The organism is Avrilella dinanensis (genome assembly GCF_002807015.1).
In the GTDB taxonomy this organism is placed as follows: Bacteria; Bacteroidota; Bacteroidia; order Flavobacteriales; family Flavobacteriaceae; genus Flavobacterium; species Flavobacterium dinanensis.
Genome location: NZ_NIPO01000001.1, coordinates 578,425 through 604,044, shown reverse-complemented (window position 1 = coordinate 604,044; position 25,620 = coordinate 578,425). Strand labels below are relative to the sequence as shown.

General features: G+C 38.5%; 22 protein-coding genes, 1 tRNA gene and 1 pseudogene. 9 read left to right on the top strand and 15 right to left on the bottom strand.

Annotation, left to right across the window (positions count from 1 at the left end):
* Nucleotides 1-2: 2 nt before the first annotated feature.
* The 3 genes from glmS to CDL10_RS02910 all read left to right on the top strand — a co-directional run bounded on the left by glmS (nucleotide 3) and on the right by CDL10_RS02910 (nucleotide 4,168).
* On the top strand, nucleotides 3-1,853 hold the full coding sequence (glmS, locus tag CDL10_RS02920) for a glutamine--fructose-6-phosphate transaminase (isomerizing) (RefSeq protein ID WP_100677153.1): 1,851 nt from the start codon (nucleotides 3-5) through the stop codon (nucleotides 1,851-1,853).
* 504 nt (nucleotides 1,854-2,357) lie between these two features.
* A complete protein-coding gene (atpD, locus tag CDL10_RS02915) occupies nucleotides 2,358-3,869 on the top strand; it encodes a F0F1 ATP synthase subunit beta (RefSeq protein ID WP_100677152.1) in 1,512 nt (503 codons plus the stop codon).
* Between the two features lie 17 nt (nucleotides 3,870-3,886).
* A complete protein-coding gene (locus tag CDL10_RS02910; protein WP_100677151.1) occupies nucleotides 3,887-4,168 on the top strand; it encodes a hypothetical protein in 282 nt (93 codons plus the stop codon).
* 133 nt (nucleotides 4,169-4,301) lie between these two features.
* On the opposite strand, the gene CDL10_RS02905 is transcribed toward CDL10_RS02910, so the two are convergent.
* The 7 genes from CDL10_RS02905 to rimP all read right to left on the bottom strand — a co-directional run bounded on the left by CDL10_RS02905 (nucleotide 4,302) and on the right by rimP (nucleotide 12,027).
* The gene (locus tag CDL10_RS02905) at nucleotides 4,302-4,856 is read right to left on the bottom strand and encodes a hypothetical protein (protein ID WP_165772973.1); all 555 of its coding nucleotides are present in this window, start codon (nucleotides 4,854-4,856) and stop codon (nucleotides 4,302-4,304) included.
* Entirely contained in the window at nucleotides 4,834-5,409 is a 576-nt protein-coding gene (locus tag CDL10_RS02900) for a hypothetical protein (RefSeq protein WP_100677149.1), read from the bottom strand. Before CDL10_RS02900 ends, CDL10_RS02905 begins: the two co-directional genes overlap by 23 nt.
* A gap of 6 nt (nucleotides 5,410-5,415) precedes the next feature.
* Nucleotides 5,416-6,456: a 23S rRNA (adenine(2503)-C(2))-methyltransferase RlmN gene (gene rlmN, locus CDL10_RS02895; RefSeq protein WP_100677148.1), complete on the bottom strand. Its 1,041-nt coding sequence runs from the start codon at nucleotides 6,454-6,456 to the stop codon at nucleotides 5,416-5,418.
* 162 nt (nucleotides 6,457-6,618) lie between these two features.
* Nucleotides 6,619-7,290 (bottom strand): zinc metallopeptidase, encoded by a 672-nt coding sequence (locus tag CDL10_RS02890; protein ID WP_100677147.1) that lies wholly within the window; start codon nucleotides 7,288-7,290, stop codon nucleotides 6,619-6,621.
* Nucleotides 7,291-7,490: 200 nt separating this feature from the next.
* The gene (gene infB, locus CDL10_RS02885; protein ID WP_100677146.1) at nucleotides 7,491-10,274 is read right to left on the bottom strand and encodes a translation initiation factor IF-2; all 2,784 of its coding nucleotides are present in this window, start codon (nucleotides 10,272-10,274) and stop codon (nucleotides 7,491-7,493) included.
* A gap of 30 nt (nucleotides 10,275-10,304) precedes the next feature.
* Complete coding sequence (gene nusA, locus CDL10_RS02880; RefSeq protein ID WP_100677145.1) at nucleotides 10,305-11,552, bottom strand: transcription termination factor NusA; 1,248 nt, start codon at nucleotides 11,550-11,552, stop codon at nucleotides 10,305-10,307.
* Nucleotides 11,553-11,562: 10 nt separating this feature from the next.
* A complete protein-coding gene (gene rimP / locus CDL10_RS02875; protein ID WP_100677144.1) occupies nucleotides 11,563-12,027 on the bottom strand; it encodes a ribosome assembly cofactor RimP in 465 nt (154 codons plus the stop codon).
* A 139-nt stretch (nucleotides 12,028-12,166) separates the two neighbouring features.
* On the opposite strand from rimP, the gene CDL10_RS02870 reads away from it, so the two are divergent.
* On the top strand, nucleotides 12,167-12,991 hold the full coding sequence (locus CDL10_RS02870) for a universal stress protein (RefSeq protein WP_100677143.1): 825 nt from the start codon (nucleotides 12,167-12,169) through the stop codon (nucleotides 12,989-12,991).
* Between the two features lie 128 nt (nucleotides 12,992-13,119).
* On the opposite strand, the gene CDL10_RS02865 is transcribed toward CDL10_RS02870, so the two are convergent.
* The 5 genes from CDL10_RS02865 to CDL10_RS02845 form a co-directional block, all read right to left on the bottom strand.
* The gene (locus CDL10_RS02865; protein WP_100677142.1) at nucleotides 13,120-13,683 is read right to left on the bottom strand and encodes a DNA-3-methyladenine glycosylase I; all 564 of its coding nucleotides are present in this window, start codon (nucleotides 13,681-13,683) and stop codon (nucleotides 13,120-13,122) included.
* A 54-nt stretch (nucleotides 13,684-13,737) separates the two neighbouring features.
* A complete protein-coding gene (locus tag CDL10_RS02860) occupies nucleotides 13,738-14,127 on the bottom strand; it encodes a TraR/DksA family transcriptional regulator (protein ID WP_100677141.1) in 390 nt (129 codons plus the stop codon).
* 5 nt (nucleotides 14,128-14,132) lie between these two features.
* Nucleotides 14,133-17,531 carry an isoleucine--tRNA ligase gene (ileS, locus tag CDL10_RS02855; RefSeq protein WP_100677140.1) on the bottom strand — a complete coding sequence of 1,133 codons (3,399 nt, stop codon included), beginning with the start codon at nucleotides 17,529-17,531 and terminating at the stop codon, nucleotides 14,133-14,135.
* 301 nt (nucleotides 17,532-17,832) lie between these two features.
* Complete coding sequence (locus CDL10_RS02850; protein ID WP_100677139.1) at nucleotides 17,833-18,426, bottom strand: 50S ribosomal protein L25/general stress protein Ctc; 594 nt, start codon at nucleotides 18,424-18,426, stop codon at nucleotides 17,833-17,835.
* Between the two features lie 28 nt (nucleotides 18,427-18,454).
* Nucleotides 18,455-19,396 carry a ribose-phosphate pyrophosphokinase gene (locus tag CDL10_RS02845; RefSeq protein WP_100678614.1) on the bottom strand — a complete coding sequence of 314 codons (942 nt, stop codon included), beginning with the start codon at nucleotides 19,394-19,396 and terminating at the stop codon, nucleotides 18,455-18,457.
* Between the two features lie 123 nt (nucleotides 19,397-19,519).
* On the opposite strand from CDL10_RS02845, the gene CDL10_RS02840 reads away from it, so the two are divergent.
* Nucleotides 19,520-19,599: transfer RNA gene (locus CDL10_RS02840), tRNA-Leu, on the top strand.
* Here the strand turns inward: CDL10_RS02840 and CDL10_RS02835 are convergent.
* Both CDL10_RS02835 and CDL10_RS11395 read right to left on the bottom strand, forming a co-directional pair.
* On the bottom strand, nucleotides 19,553-21,133 hold the full coding sequence (locus tag CDL10_RS02835; RefSeq protein WP_100678613.1) for a recombinase family protein: 1,581 nt from the start codon (nucleotides 21,131-21,133) through the stop codon (nucleotides 19,553-19,555). The genes CDL10_RS02840 and CDL10_RS02835 overlap by 47 nt on opposite strands.
* A 56-nt stretch (nucleotides 21,134-21,189) precedes the next feature.
* On the bottom strand, nucleotides 21,190-21,351 hold the full coding sequence (locus CDL10_RS11395; RefSeq protein WP_165772972.1) for a hypothetical protein: 162 nt from the start codon (nucleotides 21,349-21,351) through the stop codon (nucleotides 21,190-21,192).
* Nucleotides 21,352-22,090: 739 nt separating this feature from the next.
* Between CDL10_RS11395 and CDL10_RS02830 the strand changes: the two genes are divergently transcribed.
* Together CDL10_RS02830 and CDL10_RS02825 are read left to right on the top strand one after the other, a co-directional pair.
* Nucleotides 22,091-22,639: a BfmA/BtgA family mobilization protein gene (locus CDL10_RS02830; protein WP_100677138.1), complete on the top strand. Its 549-nt coding sequence runs from the start codon at nucleotides 22,091-22,093 to the stop codon at nucleotides 22,637-22,639.
* A gap of 4 nt (nucleotides 22,640-22,643) precedes the next feature.
* A pseudogene (locus CDL10_RS02825) lies at nucleotides 22,644-23,616 on the top strand (DUF5712 family protein).
* Nucleotides 23,617-23,635: 19 nt separating this feature from the next.
* Here the strand turns inward: CDL10_RS02825 and CDL10_RS02820 are convergent.
* Nucleotides 23,636-24,268 carry a response regulator gene (locus tag CDL10_RS02820; RefSeq protein WP_100677137.1) on the bottom strand — a complete coding sequence of 211 codons (633 nt, stop codon included), beginning with the start codon at nucleotides 24,266-24,268 and terminating at the stop codon, nucleotides 23,636-23,638.
* Between the two features lie 132 nt (nucleotides 24,269-24,400).
* Here CDL10_RS02820 and CDL10_RS02815 point away from each other — a divergent pair, with 132 nt between their 5' ends.
* Complete coding sequence (locus CDL10_RS02815; protein ID WP_133119446.1) at nucleotides 24,401-25,114, top strand: LytR/AlgR family response regulator transcription factor; 714 nt, start codon at nucleotides 24,401-24,403, stop codon at nucleotides 25,112-25,114.
* A 263-nt stretch (nucleotides 25,115-25,377) separates the two neighbouring features.
* Nucleotides 25,378-25,608, top strand: coding sequence for a hypothetical protein (locus CDL10_RS02810; protein ID WP_100677135.1), 231 nt, complete (start codon nucleotides 25,378-25,380; stop codon nucleotides 25,606-25,608).
* Nucleotides 25,609-25,620: the final 12 nt, after the last annotated feature.

Below are 25,620 nucleotides of genomic sequence, written 5' to 3'. Positions count from 1 at the left end.
TTATGTGTGGAATAGTTGGATATATAGGTACTCGAAAAGCCTATCCTGTTATATTGAAAGGCTTAAAGAGATTGGAGTACAGAGGCTACGACAGTGCAGGAATTGTACTGTATGACGGACACAATTTTATACATGAAAAAACAGCTGGAAAAGTAGCTGATTTAGAGACCAAATCTCAGGACGAGCTTAAAGACAGTAAGAGCACAATGGGTATCGGACATACGCGTTGGGCAACACACGGCGTGCCGAATGATGTGAACTCACACCCGCATTTTTCCAATTCAGGAAATTTAGTTATTGTCCATAACGGAATTATAGAAAACTACGAATCACTCAGAACAGAACTGACCACCAGAGGATATACTTTTCAGTCCGAAACCGATACTGAGGTTTTGGTCAATCTGATTGAAGATATTCAGAAAAGCAAAAACATTAAATTAGGTAAAGCAGTTCAGATTGCTTTGAATCAGGTTATTGGTGCGTATGCAATTTGTGTGATGGACCTCAAAAAACCCAACGAAATAGTTGCGGCTCGCTTAGGAAGTCCGTTAGCAGTAGGAATTGGCGATGGCGAATTTTTCATTGCTTCCGACGCAACACCTTTTATTGAATATACCAATAATGCGGTGTATCTGGAAGATGAAGAAATGGCGATTGTAAGATTGCACAAGCCGCTGAAAATAAGAAAAATAAGAGACGATAAAGAAGTAAGTCCGTATGTTCAGGAATTACAACTTAATCTCGAACAAATAGAAAAAGGAGGTTACGACCACTTTATGCTCAAAGAGATTTATGAACAACCACAAGCTATCAAAGATACTTTCAGAGGTCGTTTGCATAGTGATAAAGGAATGATTCGCATGGCGGGTATTGAGGATAATCTTAATCGGTTTCTGAATGCCAAACGTATTATTATTGCCGCATGCGGAACTTCATGGCACGCAGGTTTGGTTGCTGAATATATGATTGAAGAATTCGCTCGGATTCCGGTTGAGGTAGAATATGCCTCCGAATTCCGATACAGAAATCCTATCATCAACGCCGATGATGTGGTTATTTCCATCTCACAGTCCGGGGAAACAGCAGATACTTTGGCAGCGATTAAACTGGCAAAAGAAAAAGGAGCTTTCGTATTTGGCGTTTGTAATGTGGTGGGTTCGTCCATTGCCAGAGAAACTGATGCCGGAGCATATACCCATGCGGGACCGGAAATCGGAGTGGCATCGACCAAAGCGTTTACTACCCAAATAACCGTATTGTCGCTGATTGCATTACGATTGGCACATGCCAAAGGAACCATTTCCCAATCAGATTATCTCAGACATTTAGTTGAGCTGGAAGCTATTCCGGAAAAAGTGGAAGAAGCACTCAAAGAAGACCAGAAAATCATGGATATATCGACCATCTACAAAGACGCAAGCAATTGTTTGTTTCTTGGTAGAGGAGTGAATTTCCCGGTAGCTTTGGAAGGAGCATTGAAGCTGAAAGAAATATCTTACATTCATGCAGAAGGTTATCCGGCGGCAGAGATGAAGCACGGACCGATTGCTTTGATTGACGAAAATATGCCGGTGATTGTTGTGGCGCCACAACAGCAACACTATGAAAAAATTGTCAGCAATATTCAAGAAATAAAAGCCAGAAGCGGAAAGATAATCGCTATCGTAACCAAAGGCGACAAACAAGTTAAGGAAATGGCGGACCACGTCATTGAAATTCCGGACAGCGTTGAAGCGTTTACCTCAATTTTGGCAACAATTCCGTTACAGTTACTGTCCTATCACATCGCATTGATGCGAGGTGCGAATGTTGACCAGCCAAGAAACTTAGCGAAAGCAGTTACGGTGGAGTAAAGTAACCATTCAGACAGAATAAAAATTGTAAATTGCCTGAAAAATACTTTCAGGCAATTTTTGTTTTATGAAAAAATTAATGTAACCCGTAATGCATTATAAAAAGCCACAGATACACGGATTTTTCTTGTTTACTGATTATAGATGGTTACTAATCATCGAATGCTTTGCGTTCAATATCTGTAAAAATTATTTTCTTGCAGGTATTTACCTATCTGTGCATCTGTGGTGTAAAATAAATCATTAATTATCAATGAGTTATTTTTTTGATAGATAATGTACTACAGGTTAATGTAATTAGCGACTAATTTAATGTTGTAATTACTACCATGTTTATAAGGATTAATTTACCACAAAGACTACTCCGAAGAAATCAAAAATTCTTTTTTCACAGAAATTTTTAATAACGCTTTAAAATTCAGAGAAAAAAACTATCTTTGCACTCGGAAAAGCTATAGGCTGATTCACGAATAGATAATAAGCTGTTAATTAAATACATACGCAATGTCTAAAGTTACTGGAAAAGTTGCACAAGTTATCGGGCCGGTTGTGGACGTAGCATTCGATACGACACAAGCCGAGTTGCCAAAAATCTATGATTCATTAGAAATCACAAAAGCAGATGGTACTATTTTAGTACTTGAAGTTCAATCCCATATCGGTGAAGACACTGTGAGAACCATTTCGATGGATTCTACCGACGGTTTGAGCCGCGGGTATGAGGTGGTTTCTAAAGGGACACCAATTCAAATGCCTGTCGGTAAAGAGGTTTTCGGACGCTTGTTTAACGTAGTAGGCGAGCCGATTGACGGAATGGAAGCCCTTCCGAAAGACGGGAAAAACGGATTACCAATCCACCGTCCGGCACCAAAATTTGAAAACTTATCCACTTCAACAGAAGTTTTATATACTGGTATCAAAGTAATCGACTTGATTGAGCCTTATGCAAAAGGAGGTAAAATTGGTCTTTTCGGAGGTGCGGGTGTAGGAAAAACCGTATTGATTCAGGAATTGATTAACAACATCGCCAAAGGTCACGGAGGTTTGTCTGTATTTGCCGGAGTAGGAGAGCGTACTCGTGAGGGTAATGACTTGTTGAGAGAGATGTTGGAGTCAGGAATTATCAAATACGGAGATGATTTCATGCACTCTATGGAAGAAGGCGGCTGGGATTTGTCTAAAGTAGATAAAGAAGGAATGTTGGATTCCAAAGCGACTTTCGTATTCGGACAGATGAACGAACCACCAGGAGCACGTGCACGTGTAGCTTTGTCAGGGTTGACCATTGCTGAGTATTTCCGTGACGGAGCAGGCGACGGACAAGGTAAAGACGTACTTTTCTTCGTTGATAACATTTTCCGTTTTACACAAGCAGGTTCTGAGGTATCGGCATTGTTAGGGCGTATGCCTTCTGCGGTAGGGTATCAGCCTACGTTAGCAACCGAAATGGGTGCGATGCAAGAGCGTATTACATCAACCAAAACAGGTTCAATTACTTCCGTACAGGCGGTATATGTACCTGCAGATGACTTAACGGATCCGGCACCGGCAACAACATTTGCCCACTTGGACGCTACTACCGTATTGTCACGTAAAATTGCGGAGTTGGGTATCTATCCTGCAGTTGACCCGTTAGATTCAACTTCTCGTATTCTAACACCTGAAACTTTAGGAAAAGAGCATTATGCTTGTGCACAACGTGTAAAAGAAATCCTACAGAAATATAAAGAATTACAAGATATTATTGCGATTTTGGGTATGGAAGAATTATCTGAAGAAGATAAGCTGTCAGTATCCAGAGCTCGTCGTGTACAACGTTTCTTGTCACAACCGTTCCACGTAGCTGAACAATTTACCGGTATTCCTGGAGTATTGGTAGATATCAAAGAAACCATTAAAGGCTTCAATATGATTATGGACGGAGAGTTAGACCATTTGCCAGAGGCAGCGTTTAACTTGAAAGGAACTATCGAAGAGGTAATCGAAGCCGGAGAGAAAATGTTGGCTGAGGCTTAATCTAAAAACCAGTTATTATGTTATTAGAAATCGTTTCGCCCGAGGCAACATTATTCAAAGGACAGGTAGATGCCGTATCGGTACCCGGAGTGGACGGAGAGTTTCAAATGCTCAACAACCACGCAGCCATTGTTTCTATGTTGACAAAAGGAAACATCAGAATCGTAGGGAAAAACCTAAAGTTTGACGAAAAGTTTGCCAACCGGTTTGAAAAACTGTCAGACCAGGAATATTACCTGCCGATTGAAACCGGAACAATAGAGCTGAAAGATAACCGAATCAATATCTTAGCAAGCTAAGTTAAGTATAATCAATACAAAATCCGACTTATTATTAGGTCGGATTTTTTTGTGTTTGTTTCCGTATATCAATTAAAGTTTATTCCGACGAAAGAGAAATATCTGCTGTAACACTAAATCTTAAACAAAAAAATTAATCGACCTTCTTTATCCTCAGTCCCATAATCTGCGGCATTCCGGTAGGCGTAATAATATGGTGGAATTTGGCATTGGAATTAATATCAAAAGTGCCAAAATCTTTGGTAATGCAAAGGCAAATTTCATCATCTCTGCGGAGTGTTGCATTAAACGGACGGATAGGAAACCCTGCGGCTACATCAAAATTGCCATAACGGTACGTATAAGCCGTTTCAGAAAGGATTTTTTCCGAAGGAGTATTCAGGTTTTTAACCACCGAAAAACGGAGTTGTAAGCTATCATTTCTGGTAGCGTGTGACCCCAGATTAATATTCACAAACGCATTGATTTCGTATAATCCGTCTTGCTGAGTGAGAATTTTATGTTCGTCAAACCGGATAATTTTATTGTAAACAATATCCCGGTCGGTAAAAGAAACACATTGCCGGTTGGTTTCCGAAAAGCTGAGCGGCATACTTCGGTTGATTCGTGCATAGAAAACCGGTTCCTGAGCCGACATTTCGCCAAATATCATAAGTATCATCAAGCTAAAAAAAGTCCGTATTCCCATCTTCTACACTGATTAATCTGATTTTAAAAGAAAACGACACACAATCATCTGTTTTTTTAGGGCAGCCGATATGGGCATAAAATAAATGTGTGTTGATATATCCGCTGCTGATTGCCGGAGCAATAATATCTCCTTGTTCCAGATAAACGATAGTCGGCAGGATGTAAACAGCGGTGTATTCGCCCTGATTAGTTTTGTCGAAAGTATAGCGGGTTGCCGCCATATATTGTTGTTTGCCGTCACGGATATGCACCAATCCGAAATTAATTCCGCCCCGGTTATCTTTGATAGATGCTGTGTCGGGATTGAAATTAAAAAAAGCTTCCGTTTCATAATAACCGCTGAACGGAATGATAAAATGCCGGGTGTTTTCGTCAATATCAAAAAGGGAGTTGTGCTTAAAATCTGCCCGGTTTACCATCATGTACTGAAATTGAGTATGATGTCCCGGTCTGAGTTTGAAAGATTGCTTGTCGGAAGTTTCATAAACAAAAGACTGTGCGGTTGCGTTTATAATAAAGAAAAAGGAAAATAAAACAGGCAAAATCCTCATGACAAATCAAGATTTATTCGCCAGCTGACCGCAGGCGGCATCAATATCTTTTCCTCGCGAACGTCGCACTTTCACAACAATTCCGGCTTCTTCCAAAGCTCGGATATAATTCTCAATCGCTTGTTCATCGGCTTGCTGAAAATCGCCGTCGTCAATAGCGTTGTATTCAATCAGGTTTACTTTACACGGAACGTGCTTGCAGAATTTTACCAGGGCTTTGATAGATTTTTCATCATCATTAATCCCTTTCCAAACCACATATTCATAAGTGATTTTGTTTCGGGTTTTCTGATACCAGTATTGTAGTGCGTCCCGAAGTTCTGTAAGCGGAAAATTGGTGGTAAAAGGCATGATTTTGTTACGAATTTCTTCCACTGCCGAATGCAGCGACACTGCCAGCTTGAATTTTACACCGTCGTCAGCCATTTTTCGGACCATTTTAGATACGCCGGAAGTAGAGATAGTAATCCGTTTCGGGGACATGCCCAAACCTTCATCAGAAGTGATTTTTTCTACAGCTTGCAGCACATTATTATAATTCATCAGCGGTTCGCCCATACCCATAAATACGATATTTGAAAGTGGGCGGTCGTGATACAAACGGCTTTGTTTGTCGATGGTTACCACCTGGTCGTAGATTTCGTCCGGCGATAAATTCCGCATTCGTTTCAGCCGGGCTGTGGCACAAAACTCACAGTTCAGGCTGCACCCAACCTGGCTGGACACACAAGCCGTTGTCCGGGTTGCTGTCGGAATCAATACCGATTCAACAACTAAACCATCGTGTAATTTTACTGCGTTTTTTACCGTTCCGTCAGCACTTTGTTGCATATTATCCACCATGATGTGGTTAATCACAAAATGTTGATTGAGCATTTCTCGTGCAGACAGAGAAAGATTGGTCATGTCGTCAAAAGAATGTGCTCCTTTTTTCCACAACCATTCATACACCTGATTACCCCGGAATGCTTTGTCGCCGTTGGAAACAAAAAAATCACGAATATCATCTTTGCTCAGTTTACGTATGTCTTTCTTCTCAGCTATCATTTTGCAAAGTTATTAAATAAATGTGGAATGTTTCGGCTTTCTTTTATTGTAGGGAAATTGAATATTTAAACTTAATCAGAGACGAAACTAAAAACTTATCAAAAAACTAAAGGCTCTACGAAATTTCATAAAGCCTTAGTTTTTTTGAAAACAAATGTTGTTTTATCTTCTGCCCATATAAATCATAATATAGTAAAGCAATGTTCCGATAGAAGAAATTGCAGCGACTAAATAGGTTCTTGCTGCCCATTTGAGCGAATCTTTTGCTCCAGCAAATTCTTCCTGAGAAACCATATTTTTGGTTTGCAGCCATTTTAACGCTCTGTTGCTGGCATCATATTCAACCGGCAGAGTAACTACAGAAAACAAGGTAGTTAACCCGAAAAGAATGATTCCAATGAGTAATAACTGTGGAAATGTCTGCAATAACAAGATTCCTCCGATTAATACAAACGGCATAAATCTGGAAGAAACACTAACTATCGGTACTAATTTACTTCGCATTTGCAACCAGCTGTAGGCTGTGGCATGCTGCACAGCGTGTCCCACTTCGTGAGCGGCAACGGCTGCGGCTGCGGCATTTCGCTGATTGTAAACAGCTTCACTCAGATTTACCGTTTTGTTTGCCGGATTGTAATGGTCGGTAAGTCTCCCTGGTGTCGAAATTACTTTTACATCGTAAATACCGTGGTCGTGAAGCATTTTGGTTGCAATTTCTGCACCACTCATTCCGTTTCTTAAATGTACTTTAGAGTATTTTTCAAATTTGGTTTGCAGCCGGTGTCCAACAAACCAACTTGCTCCCATAATTATTACCATTAAAATAATATACATAATTTCTTTGTTTTTGAGTTTAGTTAGAATCTATCAAATTTAAGACCAAAAGTCATAAGTATGACAAAATTTCTTATCTGAGATAACTTTAAACAGTTTTTTAATAGTGACCAACGTGGCTTTTGACAAAAAACCTGCGAGAAAGTACATGGTACAACTCCCGCAGGTTTTTTTACGCTTTGCTATTTTTTACTTCCTGCTTAGAGTTTCTTTTTCACTTCCACTTCATGGAAAGCTTCTATCGTATCTCCAATCTGGATATCGTTATAATTTTTAATCTGCATACCGCAATCATATCCTTTCGCAACTTCTTTTACGTCGTCTTTGAAACGTTTCAATGCAGCGAGTTCTCCGGTGTAAATAACGATTCCTTCGCGGATTAACCTGATTCTGGAATTTCTGAAAATCTTTCCGTCCATAACCATACACCCGGCAATCGTACCCACTTTCGATATTTTGAAAGTTTCACGGATTTCAGCAGTACCGGTAACTTCTTCTTTGAGTTCCGGCGAAAGCATACCTTCCATGGCATCTTTTACATCGTCGATAGCGTCATAGATGATAGAATAGGTTTTGATATCGATTTCTTCCTTGTCTGCCAATGCTTTGGTACTTGCCATTGGTCTCACGTTGAAACCAATGATAATCGCGTCAGAGGCAGATGCTAGTAACACGTCCGATTCGGTAATTGCTCCCACGCCTTTGTGGATAATATTAACTTGTATCTCTTCTGTGGACAGTTTAGAGAATGAATCGGATAACGCCTCAACAGAACCGTCCACATCTCCTTTAAGGATAATGTTAAGTTCTTTGAAATCTCCCAATGCAATTCGACGACCGATTTCTGCCAAAGTAACGTGTTTCTGCGTTCGGACAGATTGTTCACGCAACAACTGCGTTCTTTTCGCCGCAATTTGTTTGGCTTCTCTTTCGTCTTCAAAAACATTGAATTTATCTCCGGCTGCCGGTGCCCCGTCCAATCCGAGAATAGAAATCGGGATTGACGGACCTGCTTCTTTCACGCTATTACCGCGTTCGTCGTGCATTGCCCGTACTTTACCGTGATTTTTACCGGCTAATATATAATCGCCGACACGCAAAGTTCCGCCTTGTACCAAAACAGTGGAAACATACCCGCGACCTTTGTCAAGATAAGCTTCTACTACTGTTCCGGAAGCAGATTTATCCGGGTTGGCTTTGAGCTCAAGCATTTCTGCTTCGAGCAATACTTTTTCTAATAATTCATTAACTCCCTGCCCGAATTTTGCTGAAATATCATGTGATTGGTAGGAACCTCCCCAACTTTCTACCAAGAAATTCATCGAAGCTAATTTTTCTTTGATTTTATCCGGGTTTGCTGTTGGTTTATCCACCTTGTTAATGGCAAATACAATCGGCACACCTGCTGCCTGAGCATGTGAAATTGCTTCTTTGGTTTGCGGCATGATGTCGTCGTCGGCAGCTACCACAATGATAGCGATATCAGTTACCTGAGTACCTCTGGCACGCATCGCAGTAAATGCCTCGTGACCTGGTGTATCTAAGAAAGTAATTCGTTGCCCGCCGTCCAGAACTACGCTATATGCACCGATGTGTTGCGTGATTCCTCCTGATTCGCCGGCAATTACGTTAGCCTTACGGATATAATCCAAAAGGGACGTTTTACCGTGGTCAACATGTCCCATTACTGTTACAATCGGAGCTCTCGGAACCAGACTTGCCGGGTCATCTTCTTCTTCAACCATAGCTTCCTCAATATCAGAAGTGGTAAATTCTACTTCGTAGCCGAATTCATCAGCAACGATTGTCAGCGTTTCTGCATCAAGTCGCTGGTTCATGGTTACCATGATTCCTAAAGACATACAAGCCGCAATTACCTGTGTGATAGGTACATTCATCATAGTAGCTACTTCACTTACAGTAACAAACTCGGTTACTTTCAGCACTTTGTTGTCTTCTTCTGCCCGGGCTTCTTCCTCTTTTTTACGATGAAGTTCTCGTTTATCTTTTCTGTATTTTGCCGCTTTGGATTTATTTTGCTTACCTTGAAGTCTTTCCAGCGTTTCTTTAATCTGGTTTTTAACTTCTTCTTCTGTAGGCTCTACTTTCGGAGCAGCTTTTTTCGGACGGGCGTTTTTACCCTTATTATTATTGTTGTTTCTCTTGTTATTGTTGTTGCCGGTTGCATTTTTGTCTGCAGGAGTATCTTTAACAATCCTCTTGCGTTTTTTGTTGCGTTTTTTGTCCGCACTGTCTGACGCCGAATTAGTTTCTTTTTTCTTTTTCGGTTTGTTGAATTGGGAAAGGTCTATGGTTTGCCCGGTAAATGTGGTACCGGACAGTTTTTGGTATTGCGTTTTGATAACAGCCGGCTCTTCCTCTGATTTTTCTTGTTTTTCAGTAGTTTGAGGTTTAGCATTTTCCTCTTTTTGAGGCTGTTTATCTTCTTTCGGTTTAGGTGCTGACTTAGGTTGAGGCGATTTTTTTTCCTCTTTTTGTACCGGTACAGATTTGGTGTTCTTCTCTGTTTTTTCGGTCTTTTTGCTTTCGGAAGTTTTCTTGTTTTCTTCGGCTTTTTCTTTGTTGTCACCCAAATCTATTTTACCAACAGGTTTGATGGTGTCAATTTTTGTTGCTTTGGCTTTAATAACCTCTTCTTCCTCACGCTTTTTGGCAGCAGCTTCCTCTTCGCGTTTTTTGGCTTCTTCTTTTTTACGTTTTTCCTCCAGCTCTTTTTCTCTTTCCAAACGTATGGCTTCTTTCTCTTTTTTCTTTTCTTCGCTCACTTCCAAAGAAGCTTCTTTTTTGTTTTTATCTGTAGAGAACTCCTTATTAAGAGCATCGAGTTCCTCTTGTGAAATCTTGGCGTTTGGAGACGCCTCGATTTCATGACCTTTGGATTTCAGAAAATCCACGGCCCTGTCAAGAGAAATATTAAGTTCTCTCAGCACTTTGTTAATTCTTATAGATCTTTTGTCAGACATATATCCTTTCCCTTTATTTTATTTTTGTTTTTAATCTTCGTCTTCAAACTCGGCTTTCAGAATTTCAACGATTTCACGAATGGTTTCTATTTCCAAATCGGTTCTTCTTTCTAATTCTTCTATCGAGTTTTTCAGTACGCTTTTGGCTGTATCCAACCCTATTTTTTCAAATTCTTCGATAATCCATGGTTCGATTTCGTCAGAGAATTCTTTCAATTCAACGTCGTCTTCCAAAACTTGTGAACCATCTCTGATTACGTCTATCTCATATCCGGTAAGCATGCTTGCCAGACGAATGTTTTGCCCGCCTCGTCCGATAGCTTTTGATACTTCATCTACATCAAGGAAAACTTCCGCTTTCTTCTCGTCTTCATATATCTTTACATTGTTTACTTTTGCTGGACTCAATGCTCTGGATATGTACAATGACTGATTGGTTGTGAAGTTAATCACATCGATATTCTCGTTGCCCAATTCTCTTACGATACCGTGAATCCGGCTTCCTTTCATTCCCACACATGCACCTACCGGGTCAATGTTGTCACTGTAACTATCTACGGCAACTTTGGCTTTTTCGCCCGGAATTCTCGCGGCTTTTTTGATGGTAATCAATCCGTCTGCAATTTCCGGAATTTCCTGCTCAAACAATCTTTCAAGGAACAATGTTGATGTTCTGCTCATGATAATCTGAGGTTTGTTGCCTTTAAGCTCAACCGATTCAATAATTCCACGAACCTGCTCGCCTTTTTTATAGAAATCGGAAGGAATTTGTTTGTCTTTCGGTAAAATGATTTCGTTGCCTTCGTCGTCCATCAGAATCACGGCTTTGTGTCGGATATGATGTACTTCGGCAGAATAAATTTCATCAATCAAATCTTTAAACTGTTTGTAAAGATTTGTGCTGTCATGCTCATGAATCTTCGTAATCAGGTTTTGTCGAAGTGCCAAAATCGCTCTTCGCCCTAAATCAGTAAGTTTAACTGGTTCAGATACTTCTTCTCCTACCTCAAAGTCAGGTTCAATTTTCTGAGCTTCTTTCAAAGCAATTTCCGAATTGTCATCTTCCACTTCTCCGTTTTCCACCACGATTCTGTTGCGCCAGATTTCCATATCTCCCTTGTCAGGATTGATGATAATGTCGAAGTTTTCGTCTGTCCCGAATCTCTTTTTCAGGGCGTTTCTGAAAACGTCTTCCATGATAGCCATCAGCGTAATTCTGTCGATGTGTTTAATCTCTTTAAATTCAGAGAAAGATTCTATTAGCTCTATATTTTCCATGACATGTTTTTTAAAATGATATTACCACAACTGCTTTTTCTATATCTTCAAAATTAAATTTTTCTGTTCGGTTTACGGTTGTTTTTCCTTTTCCGATTTCTTTTGGTTCTCTGGATTTCCATTCGATTTCGATGGTATTTTCCTGAACGTCAATTAATTTTCCTGCAAATTTACCATTCTGCGTTTGTATTTCCAGTGTTCTGCCTAAGTTTTTTTTGTATTGTCTTGGCAATTTTAACGGAGATAATGCCCCGGCAGAGGTTACTTCGAGCGAAAAATCGTGTTCTTCTCTATCAAGCTGATGCTCCACCGCACGGCTGATTGTGATGCAATCGTCGAGCGTAACACTGTTGTCTCCGTCGATGACAACGGTAATATTGTCTTCGGGAGTGATAGAAAGGTCTATTAAAAACAGCTCGGGAGACTTCTCAAAAGCCTCGTCCAGCAGTTCTTTTACTCTGTTTAATAAACTCATATTGCTATAAAAAGAGGGGACTCTTCCGTCCCCTCACATTTTAATTTTGGGCAAATATACGAATTTTTTATGCAAATCATTTAAAAATGACTATATTTATCGTCGTAATCATATATGAAACTTATTAAATACCGTATTTATGAAAAAAATATTAGTCCCAACAGATTTTTCTGAGCAAGCCGGCAGAGCACTAAAAACGGCAGCAAACATTGCAAAAAAGACAGGCAGCGAACTCATTTTGTTACATATTATCGACCTGCCTCAGGAGGCTATGGACGCTGTACAACCCGGATTTGATGTGCCTGAAATTATCTTTTTCAAAAACAGTGCCGAGGCAAGATTGTCTCAAACTTCGCTGTCTCCGGAACTAAACGGTTTGTCTGTTTCTCAGATATTGAGGCTCGGAAGAACATTTGATTTGGTCAATGAAGTGGCGATATCTAACGATGTAGATTTAATCGTGATGGGGTCGCACGGAGCCAGCGGTTTCAAGGAAGTGTTTATCGGGTCAAATACGGAAAAAGTGGTAAGAACATCTGAAATTCCTGTTTTGGTTATCAAAAATGAAGAAACCCATACATTTTTTGAAAATGTTGTTTTCGCTATTGATTTGGGTGCAGAAGTAAAAGAATCTACTAAAAAGATGATAAATTTCTTTACATCTAATGAGATAAAACCTAGCTTTTTGTATGTGAATACGCCGAATAACTTTAAATCTACACATGTGGCGAAGGAAATGGCGGAAGAATATATCCAGCAGCTCAATATTGCGAAATACGAATTTGCGATTTACAACGATACCGATATCGAAAAAGGAATTTTGAATTATGCCGACAGCATCAATGCGGATTTAATCGCTATGGGCACACACGGACGAACTGGTTTTGCCCGCTTGCTGAACGGAAGTATCAGTGAAGATTTGGTCAACCATTCTTCCAAGTCGGTATTGACTTTTAAATTATAATCTTTTTCTTTTCTGATGACTAAATAAAAGGTCTGAAAAGTAATATTTTGCGACAAAGTCACAAAGTTCACAAGTAAAATCTCTGTGTTCTCTGTGACTTTGTGTTATTTTACAAATTCGGCTTGTTTTTAATCTGCATACGCAAAACAATCTGCAACGTGGTCATTGACCAAACCGACTGCCTGCATATAAGCATAAACCGTTGTAGAGCCCATGAATTTGAAGCCTCTTTTTTTGAGGTCTTTCGCAATCTGGTCAGATAAAGTGGTTTTGGCGGGAATTTCGCTCAACGATTTGAATCTGTTTTTTATGGGAGTATGATTTACATATTTCCACAGATAATCAGAAAAGCTACCGAACTCATCTTGAATTTCGATGAATTTTTGGGCGTTGTTGATGGCAGCTTCAATTTTTCCACGATGACGAATAATGCCCGCATTGTTGACCAACTCTTCTGTTTTTGAATCATCATATTTTGCGATTTTTTTATAATCAAATTGGTCAAATGCTTTTCTGAAATTTTCTCGTTTTCGTAAAATTGTTATCCAACTCAATCCTGCTTGGAACGATTCCAGAACCATAAATTCAAACAATACATTATCGTCAAAAACAGGTTTTCCCCATTCGTTATCGTGATAGTCAGTATAAAGCTGATCGCTCGCCGGAGCCCAGCCACAACGTGTTTTTTTCATACAATTTTGTGGTTTAAAGAAAAAGCCGAATATCAATCCGGCTTATTATAAAAATTATTTTTGCTGTAATTTGGCTTCCATGCTCAAGGTTGCGTGCGGAACCAGTTTCAATCGTTCTTTTTCGATGAGTTTTCCAGTTACGCGACAAATACCATAGGTTTTATTTTCGATTCGGATTAAAGCATTTTTTAAATCACGAATGAATTTTTCCTGACGGATTGCCAAAGCTGAGTTGGCTTCTTTCGACATAGTTTCACTTCCTTCTTCAAAAGCTTTGAAGGTAGGAGAGGTGTCGTCTGTGCCGTTGTTGGAGTCGTTGGTGTAAGCACTTTTTATCAGCTCTAAATCTGTTTGTGCTTTCTCTATTTTTTGTAATATCAGCTCTTTAAATTCTGCCAAATCAGTATCTGAATAGCGTACTTTAGTGTTTTCTGTTTCTGTCATAATGATCAAATTTTTTGCACTGCAATCAGTGTAGTTAAATTATCAAATTCAATACTTGTACTGTTTTCTATCTCTGTAACAAACGAAATGTTTTCCGTTAGCGTTTCTGCTTTAATATATGTCTCATTTGCCTGTACGGCATCTTCTATTTCAGATTGTGAAACAAGGGTAACATTTACTTTGTCGGTCACTTCAAAACCGGAATCTTTCCTGATGTTCTGAATGCGATTTACCAACTCTCGGGCAATACCTTCTTTTTTCAAACTATCCGTTATGGTAATGTCTAAAGCTACGGTAATTCCGTTTGCATTAGCCACTAACCAACCTTCTATGTCCTGCGAAGAAATCTCTACGTCTTCGAGGTTTAATATAATACTTTTTCCTGAAACATCAACGGTTATTTCACCATTTTTTTCCAGCTCATTAATTTGTTCCTGTCCGAAAGACTGAATGGTTTTGGCTATCAATCCCATTTCTTTTCCGAAGCGAGGACCTAATGTTTTGAAATTAGGCTTGATTTGCTTAACCAAGATATCTGAGGCATCGTCGAGCAACTCTACTTCTTTGACGTTGACTTCTGCTTTGATTAAATCTTCAACCAGCTTAATTTCAGTTCGTTGCTTTTCATCTAATACCGGAATGATGATTTTTTGCAACGGCTGACGTACTTTAATCATTTCCCGTTTACGCAATGATAATACGAGCGAAGAAATGGTTTGTGCCTTTTGCATTCGGCTTTCCAAATCTTTATCTGCTCGGTTTTCATCGTAGGTTGGAAAATCGGCCAAATGTACAGATTCAAATTGTTCTTTCTGTGTTACTTGTGTTAAATCTTTATAAAGTTTGTCCATAAAAAACGGAGCAACCGGTGCTGATAATTTTGCTACGGTTTCCAGACAGGTGTAAAGTGTCTGATAGGCAGCGATTTTATCTTGTCCGTATTCGCCTTTCCAGAAACGTCTTCTGCATAGGCGAACGTACCAGTTCGACAGATTTTCCTGCACAAAATCAGAAATGGCTCTCGTTGCACGGGTTGGTTCGTAAGCAGCAAAACTTTCATCAACTTCTTTGGTCAATGTGTTGAGTTCAGACAATATCCAGCGGTCTATTTCCGGTCGGTCTGTCAACGGAATTTCTTCTTCACTGTACGTGAATCCGTCAATATTGGCATACAGGGCAAAGAAAGAATAAGTGTTGTACAAAGTGCCGAAAAACTTACGACGAACTTCTGTAATTCCTTCTAAATCAAATTTTAAGTTATCCCACGGATTGGCATTGCTAATCATATACCAGCGTGTTGCGTCCGGACCGTGTTCGCCTAACGTTTCAAACGGATCGATAGCGTTGCCCAAACGCTTGGACATTTTGTGTCCGTTTTTGTCCAGAACCAAACCGTTGGAAACCACATTTTTATATGCTTTCGTATCGAAAACCAAAGTGGCAATCGCATGAAGTGTATAGAACCAACCTCTGGTCTGGTCAACACCTTCGGCGATAAAATCTGCCGGATAAGCCAGGTTTTTATCTATAAGCTCTTTGTTTTCAAAAGGATAATGCCATTGTGCATAAGGCATCGAACCGGAATCAAACCATACGTCGATGAGATCCGTTTCTCTTTTCATCGGTTTGGCTGACGGAGAAACCAATATGATTTCATCTACCACATTTTTGTGTAAATCGATGCAGTCGTAGTTTTCTTCCGACATATCACCGATAACGAAATCAGCAAACGGATTGATTTTCTGATGACCTGCCCGGATAGATTTTTCGATTTCCTGAATCAATTCTTCTGCCGAACCGATGACGATTTCTTCGTTTTTATCTTCCGTACGCCAGATAGGTAGAGGGATTCCCCAATATCTCGAGCGGGACAAATTCCAGTCGTTCGCATTTTGCAGCCAGTTGCCGAAACGCCCTTCGCCGGTAGCTTTAGGTTTCCAGTTGATTTCCTGATTGAGTTCAAACATTCGTTCTTTAACTGCTGTAACTTTGATGAACCACGAATCCAGTGGATAATACAAAATTGGTTTGTCTGTCCGCCAGCAATGCGGATAGCTGTGTGTATATTTTTCTACTTTAAATGCCAATCCTTTTTCTTTCAGGCTGATAGCGATTTCAACATCTACCGATTTTTCCGGGGTATCGCTTTCGTCATAATATTCATTCTTGACATATTTGCCAGCTAAATCGCCCATTTGCGAAACGAACCTTCCTTGCAAATCTACTAACGGAACAGGGTTTCCTTCGTTGTTCAAAACAAGCATTGGCGGCACACCGGCATCTTTGGCAACCTTGGCATCGTCTGCCCCGAACGTAGGAGCGGTGTGTACAATACCAGTACCATCTTCGGTGGTTACGAAATCGCCCGGAATTACCTGAAAGGCATTTTCTGCATTTTCATACGGTTGTGCATAAGGTAGTAACTGTTCATATCTGGTGCCGATAAGCTCTGAACCGGTAAAGGTTTTCATTACCCAATATGGTATGGTTTTGTCGCCGACTTTGTAAGCGGAAATTCCGTCCAAATCTTTTACCTCTACATATTTTCCTGACAATTGTTTGCCGATAAGCGGTTTTGCCAGGATAATATTAATCGGTTCAAAAGTATATTGGTTGTAGGTTTTTACTAAAGCATATTCTATTTTTGGCCCGACAGTCAAAGCGGTATTGCTCGGCAGTGTCCACGGTGTTGTTGTCCATGCTATAAAATGAATGATTCCTAAACCTTGCAAAAATTTAGGTAGGGTGTTTTCGACAGCTCTGAACTGGGCAACAATCGAGGTGTCTGACACATCGCGGTAGGAGCCGGGTTGGTTGACCTCGTGTGAAGACAATCCGGTTCCTGCTTTGGGCGAATAAGGCTGAATTGTATAGCCTTTGTACATATAGCCTTTGTCATAAATTTGCTTGAGCAGCCACCAAACCGATTCCATATATTTTGGTTTGTAGGTAATATAGGGGTCGTTCATATCTACCCAATAACCCATTTTTTCGGTCAGGTCGTTCCACAAATCGGTATATCTCATCACGGTTTTTTTACAAGCCTCGTTGTATTCGGCGATGGAGATTTTCGTTCCGATATCTTCTTTGGTAATGCCAAGCTCTTTTTCTGTGCCAAGTTCTACGGGCAAACCGTGGGTGTCCCAGCCGGCTTTTCGTTTTACCTGAAAGCCTTTTTGGGTTTTATAACGACAAAAAATATCTTTAATTGCACGAGCCATTACGTGATGAATACCGGGCTTTCCGTTGGCAGATGGAGGTCCTTCGAAAAAGACAAAAGGCTGATTTCCTTCTTTTTCGCTGATGGATTTCTCGAATATATTGTTGTTTTTCCAGAATGCCAGTGTTTCCGAAGCTACTGCCGGCAAGTCTAATCCTTTGTATTCATTAAATTTCTGACTCATGATGATGATTTTCTAATCGAACTGCGAATTTACACAAAAAAGCAAAAAATTAATAATCAGAGCTTGTTTAAAATTTATCTAATAATTTGTTTATGCTTCTTTTTGGTCATAACTGCGTTAAATTTTAAAACGATAGCTCTGCTATCCTTTAAAAATTTGCCTTGTTCTGCCTCAAAAATAACCTATAAACATTTTTACAATACAAATTTAAACAGGCTCTCAATTTGATAGATTATGTTTTTTCAATAAAAAATCCCTGCCGGAATGCCGGCAGGGATTTGTATCTACAAGCTATTATTGCTTATTTACCTCCTTTGGCTACTTTGGCTGCTTCTTGAGCGGCTTTCATTGCAGCACGTGACATTCTTACCTGAGCAACAACAGTGTTGTCTGCGTGTAAAAGTTTGAAATTGTCGGCTTCTACTTCTGTAACATACAATTTGTTACCCATATCTAAATTGGATACGTTTACTTCAACAAAATCAGGAAGGTTAGAAGGTAATGCACGAACTTTCAGTTTACGTTGGTTTAATCTTAACACACCACCTGCCAATACACCTTTCGCTGTTCCGCTGATTTTTACAGGAACCTCCATAGTGATTTCTTTGTCTTGGTGCAATTGGAAGAAGTCGATGTGCAAGATACGGTCAGATACCGGGTGGAATTGAATGTCTTGCAAGACAGCATCAACAGTCTGACTTCCTAAATCAATAGCAACAGTGTGCACGTTTGGAGTGTAAACCAAATTTCTGAATGATTTTTCTTCAGCTGTAAAATGCACTGGCTTGTCTCCTCCGTATATCACGCAAGGTACCAATCCAGCATTACGTGCGGCTTTAGTCGCTGACTTACCTACGCTTTCTCTTTCTTGTCCTTTAATTGAAATTGATTTCATTTTAAAATATATAAAAATTAATAAAAAGTTACATAATAAATTTGTTGCTGATTGAGGTGTTGTTGTGTACCATGTGCATCACATCGGCAAACAATTCGGCACAGCTAATCACGCGAATTTTTTCGCTGGGTTGTTTCAACGGGATAGAATCGGTCACGATTAACTCCGTCAAAGCAGATTTTTCTATTTTCTCATAGGCATTGCCCGACAAAATAGCGTGAGTACAAATTGCCCGTACGCTCAACGCTCCGCGTTCCATCATCACATCGGCTGCTTTGGCTAATGTGCCTCCGGTGTCAATCATATCGTCCACTAATATGACGTGTCTTCCTTGTACATCGCCAATGAGTTCCATGGTGTCAATCACATTAGCTTTTTTGCGTTGTTTGTAACAAACTACTACTTCAGAACTCAAGTATTTGGAATAGGCATAAGCTCTTTTTGAGCCACCCATATCCGGCGAGGCAATCGTCAGATTTTCCAGATTCAATGACTGAACATACGGCAAGAAAATAGTAGATGCAAACAAATGATCTACTGGTTTCTCGAAAAATCCCTGGATTTGATCGGCGTGTAAATCCATGGTCATTACACGAGTTGCTCCGGCTGTTTCCAACATTTTAGCAACCAATTTAGCTCCTATCGGAACACGTGGTTTGTCTTTCCGGTCCTGTCTTGCCCACCCAAAATAAGGAATTACTGCGGTAATATGTCTGGCAGATGCTCTTTTGGCAGCGTCCAGCATCAACAACAATTCCATTAAATTGTCTGCACTCGGGAATGTAGAACATACAATAAATACCCTTAATCCCCTGATAGACTCCTCAAACGAAGGCTGAAATTCGCCGTCGCTGTAGTGTGACAAAGTCACTTCACCTAAAGGTACACCGTACTTTTTGGCAATTTCTTCTGCTAAACCTAAGCTGCCTGAACAGGCAAATATCTTGGCTTCTGGTTTACGTGGAGTCATGGTTGATTTTTGGTTTTTCTTGTTCGACAATTAACGTGGGGCAAATTTAGAAATATTTTTTTGTAATAAACTTCTTTTTTTAAAAAAAGTATTTATATTTGCACTCACAATTGCACACCGTATGCCTGAGTGGCGGAATTGGTAGACGCGCACGACTCAAACTCGTGTTCTTCGGAGTGCGGGTTCGATTCCCGCCTCAGGTACTAGACAGGAAAAGTGATTAAAATGATCATTTTTCCTGTTTTTATTTTTATGTAATTCGTTGTTTATTTGGAAGATACGGGCAAAGACAGAATTAATTCGAGCGGTTCGATATTGCGTTCCGTCAAATTCTAATTTTTCTGGAAATATCGAACCAATTAAAGTTCGTTTCTTCTCAATATCACCATTAGTATAGAGGCTTGATATGTTTTGAACAATATCTAAAGCCTTATTCAGTTTACGTTGAATATCTTGTTCGCTTGGATTAGATGTATTGTTTTTGGATAATTGTTCTTCTAATTTTTCAATCTTCTGTTTGTATTCCTTTTTTAGTTCTAAATATTCATCATCATCCATAATATTAGAAAGTAACTTCTCTCTTGCAACAGATAGTTTTTCGTTCAATTTATCTATTTCTTTAGCAATTCTCCTTTTATCCATTTGAGGATTTTCTTTTATGAATTGATTGTAGTTTAGAAGAACCATTTTTTTGAGAATATCTTTATTACCTTCATTTAAACCAAATTGAATAAGTCCTTCTTCAAAAATTTGGTTAGCTTTTTTGGCTCTTTGACGAAAACCGCAGGATGCAATACAATGATAATAGTAGTAACGGGTATTTCTCCCTTTAGATGCACTTCCTGTCAAATTGCGTCCACATTCGGGACAGACCAAGTAACCACGGAGCGGTAAATTTACATCCGAGAGAACTTTAGTATTATAGACACTTTGACGTTTATTTCCGTCCAATATCTGTTGAACTTTATCAAATAACTCTTCACTTATCAAGGCTTCGTGTTGTCCTTTAACAATGGTGGCTTCTTCATCGCCGTATTTAGGTATAAATACTTTCCCACAATATACGGGATTTCGTACCGCTACGTGAAACGCATTTCTACTTACTATTTTCTTTCCTGCACGTGAAATTTTCTGTCTGATTTGATCCGGAGCATATATACCTTTAGCTATTTCATCAAACGCCAAACGCATGGTTGATGCTTCCGGTTCTTTTATGGCAATGTATTTACTTCCATCTTCACGACTTCGATTAATATATCCAAATGGAGCATTTCCCATAACCCGCCCTTCTTTTTTTGCTCTACGCATACCATAGAAAGTGTTCAATGCTCTTCTATCGTTCTCTACTTCCGGTGCAGCTAGATAAATTGCCAGCATCATTTTATTTTCAGGAATCGAAAGGTCTAAAGGTTGTTCTACAGCTTGCGGATCAACTCCTAATTTTGTGAGGGTATTAATCATCTGATAGGCATCTCCTGCGTTACGGCTAAAGCGATCCCATTTAGTAAAAAGAACAAGATTTGTTTTGGAGCTTTTCTTTTTCAGTGAGGTAAGTAATTTTACCCATTCCGGTCGGTTAAATGATTTTGCTGAATGATCTTCATAAATTATTTGTCCCACCCTAATATTATGAGAGGAACAATACCTTCTTAGTCGTTCCTCCTGATCTCTTTGGGAATATCCTTTGTCTGCTTGCTCATCGGTAGAAACTCTGACGTATAAATCTGCTATTTTCATTGGTATAATATTGATTAGTTCGTGAATTTGAGAAGGATTAGCAATTTACAAATAATTCACTCGCCATCAAAACACTCTGACAAAATAAGTTCTGTTAAGAGATATAAAAAATCAAGAATCTTTTCGGTTTCCTCTTTGCTTACATTTATCCCATTATTATGCAGAATCTGCATAGCTTCATCAATCGGAATTTTCCTTATTTCTCGCCTCTCCATCATTTACTTCTTTTTGTTGTTCCAACTAAATTAGTGGAGTAAACGAGGAGGGCTACTGATGTTGCAGTCAAAGGTAGCATTTGGCGTTCAGATGCTAAATTGTATATTTAAAGTGTACAAAAAAAGAACAAAAACACAGCAAAGGTAAGGCGGAGACCCACCGCACCGCCCACCAAAAGCTTACGGCATAATGGCAGGGCAAAGAGCGGCTTCGCGGAGTTGTTGTGTTGCCCTGCCACCCTTCGGGACTTATTCCGTTTCCTTTCGGTTTTTCCACCTGTCCGCCTTGATGGAACGGCTTTCTTTTTTTTCTGTTTTGAAAACAATTTTAAGGAGAAGAAACGTACTTACTTAAATTCCTACGTATCTACATATATCACTTTTCTTTTTCTCATTTTAGATTTTCGTAGCCTTTAATTTTTTTCATCTACGTGTGGCTTCATTTGGCGTTCAAAGGTAGTATTTGGCGTGTTATCGTATGTCAATTATTTCATAAACAAGACTTTAATTTGTAAATAGAATTTCAGCAAACAAAATACAGCAACAATGAGAATATTTAAGGAACATACTAATGTTTTGAAAAAAGCAAGCGGGAGTTGGGCAGAGCCCTACTCGCTTGCCTCTTTACTGGCGTTGCAGAGGGTTTTAGTATACCACAGGTATACTTGTAGTCTTTCAGACTACATATAACAAGGAAAACGGTATACCGTAGGGTATATCAGTATTTAGAAGATAAGATATTATGAAGCAGCGAGATACCAACAGTATCCGTTATCCCAAAGAAACGGACGAAAAGATAGAGAAACTGGCTAAAAGTTTTAGACGTAGCAAAAAGGAACTTTTTTGCCAGATGGTGGATTATTTTTACCGTAGTAAAAAAGATCCAGCAGACCCTGATGATGAAATACTGAAACGAGAACTTTCTTCAGGCGTCAACCGTATTTTATCTTTTATTCGTCAACAGGAAAAAGACTTTCTTCTTCCATTGTTTACGGATTCCGGTATCTTGAAGAAAGCTTCTTTAAAACAAAAAGAACTTTTGGAAGGAATAGGCAGACATCTTTTAATAGAAAGTGAACAAACAGCCGTACTTACCAAAAGAAGTGAACAGGTTATAAACGGATTGAAACATCTGATTTCAAAACAAAAAGAGAAAGAACTGCTCAAAGAACAGTTTGGCAGATTACTGGATTATTATATTACCCAACGGGAAGATATGGGCTGGACTACATCCAATGTGAAAAAAGAAGAACTTATCGTTCACGTAAAACAATCACTCAAAAATCTGTAAGATTATGTACATTAATATAACGGATTCTGAAACAGGAAACAATAAAGGAAGTTCAGGACAACTGGTAAACTATCTGGAAAAAGAAAATCGTACAGCATTTGAAGAAAAAATAGAAAATGAATTATGGTTTAATAACGTGAACAGAGATATTACCCCGCAGGAAGTACGGGTAAAAATTGACAACAATGTAGCCAAATTAAGCAGAACCGATGCAAAGTTTTTTCTGATAAATCAGTCCCAGCCAAAAAGAAATTATTTATCTCAAAGAACAGTTTGGAGAAAAAGGTGCAGAGGAAGAATTAAAAAAATACGCTTCTTCTGTAATGGATACCTATGCCCGTAATTTTAAACGTCCCGGTATAGAAAGTGGTAAAGATTTGTTATGGTACGGCAAATTGGAACGTTATCGTTATCATCATCATACCGATGAAGAAGTAAAAAAAGGAATTGCTCAGGTGGGACAACCGAAAGAAGGAGAGCAAATGCACATACAGATTATTGTCAGCCGTAAGGATATTACAAACAAAATCAAGCTTAGCCCGATGAATAATTCACGAGGCAAAAATGAGAAACATTCTGCTAAATTAGGACAATTCAATCGCATAGCATTCAAAGAATCAGGCGAACTGCTTTTTGATCAAATGGTTGATTTTGACCGAATGTTAAAAGATTCTATGAATTATGCACTGACGATGAAAAACGGTAATGCAGAACAAAAAAGAGCTATTCATTTGTTGAATCAGCTTGAAAACAAACTGATTGATGCAGACCAGCAAAATGCTCTTGATACAGCAAAGGATATTTACCGAAATAACCATTCGGATTTGGAACAACTCATTGACAGCATTGGTAATTCTGCGGTAAGCATTTTGGGTGCTTTACTTAATTCTGAGCCATTGATGTACGAAAATTCAGAAGAACAGCTTCCTCATTATAAGAAGAAGAAAAAGAGAAAAAGACGTCCGCCGGGAATATAAATTCTTGGAGAGAAATCTTTTAAAAATAATTTAACTCATACATTACCTTGATTAAACTCGAAGTATCGGAAACATCAAACTCCAACTGCATTTTTGCAATCCGTTTTTGTATAGCACTTTTGGAAAGACCTATAATATCGGTAAGTTCATTGATTTTAAAGCCTTTTGAAAGGTACATTAAAATTTCGATATTGGTTTCACTTAATAAAGGTAATTTACTTGTTACAAATTTTATGGCTTGTTTAGCTCGTTCACTAAAATAAGTGCTACTATCGGAAGAATACACTATTGATTTAAAAATTTCTATTGTAAGATCCTCTTTAACAATTAAGGCAGAAGGATTAACTTTTTTGTACATAGAATAAAGCTCGATAAACTCAGTATGTGCAGTAATTAAAATGATTTTGCAGTTTGGATTTTCCTTTTTTAATAACAATGCACAATCAACTCCGGAATGCAATTTTTTTTCTGAGTAAGCTGGTAAGTTGTGGTCTATTATAGCCACATCGAAAACAAAGCCTTTATTAACTAAATTATAGACATCTTGACAAGTTTGAGCCTTATGAATAGTATTGTTGCTCTCGTTTAAGATCGAAGAATACCCTTTTAGAGTCATTATATGATCATCAACGAGTAAAATATTCATATCCATTTTATATGTTTTACTTAGAAGGCACAATTTATAAAAAAGATATTAAAGCACCTTGTGAAAATTAACATTTTTGCTACCTAAGGTGTTGTATGATGCTTTAAAAGCTTGTTAAGTTGCAACAAATTTTTTTGTGTGTATTATTCTTTTGTTATAGTTGGAGATCAATGCGTTAAGGGCATGGATGTGAAAAGAATTACCGAGTTTTTTCCTAATTATTTCTGTGCAGGTATTTTTCCTAACAATACAGATGCTTTAGAAGCTATTGTAAAAGTCAAGCCTCAGTTAGTTTTTTTTAATACTTCAGTAAAACCAAATAGTAATATTACTATTGAAGTGCTTGCAGAATCTTTTGAATACCTGCCTTTGATTCCTTATATAATTGTGTTAAGCCCAACAAATGTTTTTGCTCTCAATTCTATCCAAAATGGAATGTCGGATTATATTACAGAATCTAATTTCCATACGCTTGGTAAATGCTTATCAAAATTTGAAAAGTACATACCGACTATTCCGCAAAAATCAATATGTATTAAATCTTATAGTGATTATAGATTCTTGAACTATACTGATATCGTCTATGTTAAAGCTGATAACAATACCACCGATTTTAAATTAATAAATGGATCGATTGTTACAGCATATAAGACATTAAAATATTTTGAGCTGTCTCTTCCTCCTTATTTCATAAGAATCCATAAAAGTTATATTGTTAATATTTATTTTATTTCTAGGATACATTTTAGTAAATCTAGGTGTTACTTAAACTTTAACGAGGAACTTCCTTTTTCTAATAATTATCGCAATTCAGTAGAACATATTCTCTATTTAAACCTAATTGGTAACTGAAAATAAAAATAGCTGTTTCCAAAATGACTTATTTCACCCTTTACATTCCTTACAATCCTCACAGACTAGCCTCATTGACTAAACAGCTCCTTTAATATTTCTAAGAGCACTTGGTATTCAGTTACTTTGTCTTGTCTTTAAAGCAAAATTAAGAAAGAGATCTTTTTAGGAATGAGATATAAACAGTGTCTTTTTCCAAAGTAAAAAAACCTGCCGAAGCTGCAGATAGGCGGGCTATTCATTAACATTTAATTTATTAAAAAATGAAAAAGCAATTTTTTGTAATGGCATTACTATGTCTGTCTGCAACCACTTTTATTTCTTGTTCAAATGATGATGATACAGAAGAAATAAATAGGCAAGATCAGTATCAAACAAAATCAACATCTTCTACAGAAACCGGAATAGGCGAAACAAATCCTGGAAATGGAGATGATGACGATGATAATGATAAAGATTTAGGAGGAATCAAGTTTCCAAATCCTAAAAAATAAATTAAGAAAGCG

Bases quoted from the DNA above. Each gene is read 5' to 3' on its own strand.
- CDL10_RS02820 (WP_100677137.1), bottom strand. From the start codon at position 24,268: ATGGATATGAATATTTTACTCGTTGATGATCATATAATGACTCTAAAA.
- CDL10_RS11395 (WP_165772972.1), bottom strand. From the start codon at position 21,351: ATGATGGAGAGGCGAGAAATAAGGAAAATTCCGATTGATGAAGCTATG.
- rlmN (WP_100677148.1), bottom strand. From the start codon at position 6,456: ATGATAGCTGAGAAGAAAGACATACGTAAACTGAGCAAAGATGATATT.
- CDL10_RS02910 (WP_100677151.1), top strand. From the start codon at position 3,887: ATGTTATTAGAAATCGTTTCGCCCGAGGCAACATTATTCAAAGGACAG.
- CDL10_RS02900 (WP_100677149.1), bottom strand. From the start codon at position 5,409: ATGAGGATTTTGCCTGTTTTATTTTCCTTTTTCTTTATTATAAACGCA.
- ileS (WP_100677140.1), bottom strand. From the start codon at position 17,531: ATGAGTCAGAAATTTAATGAATACAAAGGATTAGACTTGCCGGCAGTA.
- glmS (WP_100677153.1), top strand. From the start codon at position 3: ATGTGTGGAATAGTTGGATATATAGGTACTCGAAAAGCCTATCCTGTT.
- CDL10_RS02905 (WP_165772973.1), bottom strand. From the start codon at position 4,856: ATGGGAATACGGACTTTTTTTAGCTTGATGATACTTATGATATTTGGC.
- CDL10_RS02845 (WP_100678614.1), bottom strand. From the start codon at position 19,396: ATGACTCCACGTAAACCAGAAGCCAAGATATTTGCCTGTTCAGGCAGC.
- CDL10_RS02830 (WP_100677138.1), top strand. From the start codon at position 22,091: ATGAAGCAGCGAGATACCAACAGTATCCGTTATCCCAAAGAAACGGAC.
- CDL10_RS02860 (WP_100677141.1), bottom strand. From the start codon at position 14,127: ATGACAGAAACAGAAAACACTAAAGTACGCTATTCAGATACTGATTTG.
- CDL10_RS02870 (WP_100677143.1), top strand. From the start codon at position 12,167: ATGAAAAAAATATTAGTCCCAACAGATTTTTCTGAGCAAGCCGGCAGA.
- rimP (WP_100677144.1), bottom strand. From the start codon at position 12,027: ATGAGTTTATTAAACAGAGTAAAAGAACTGCTGGACGAGGCTTTTGAG.
- atpD (WP_100677152.1), top strand. From the start codon at position 2,358: ATGTCTAAAGTTACTGGAAAAGTTGCACAAGTTATCGGGCCGGTTGTG.
- CDL10_RS02835 (WP_100678613.1), bottom strand. From the start codon at position 21,133: ATGAAAATAGCAGATTTATACGTCAGAGTTTCTACCGATGAGCAAGCA.
- infB (WP_100677146.1), bottom strand. From the start codon at position 10,274: ATGTCTGACAAAAGATCTATAAGAATTAACAAAGTGCTGAGAGAACTT.
- nusA (WP_100677145.1), bottom strand. From the start codon at position 11,552: ATGGAAAATATAGAGCTAATAGAATCTTTCTCTGAATTTAAAGAGATT.
- CDL10_RS02890 (WP_100677147.1), bottom strand. From the start codon at position 7,290: ATGTATATTATTTTAATGGTAATAATTATGGGAGCAAGTTGGTTTGTT.
- CDL10_RS02810 (WP_100677135.1), top strand. From the start codon at position 25,378: ATGAAAAAGCAATTTTTTGTAATGGCATTACTATGTCTGTCTGCAACC.
- CDL10_RS02865 (WP_100677142.1), bottom strand. From the start codon at position 13,683: ATGAAAAAAACACGTTGTGGCTGGGCTCCGGCGAGCGATCAGCTTTAT.
- CDL10_RS02850 (WP_100677139.1), bottom strand. From the start codon at position 18,426: ATGAAATCAATTTCAATTAAAGGACAAGAAAGAGAAAGCGTAGGTAAG.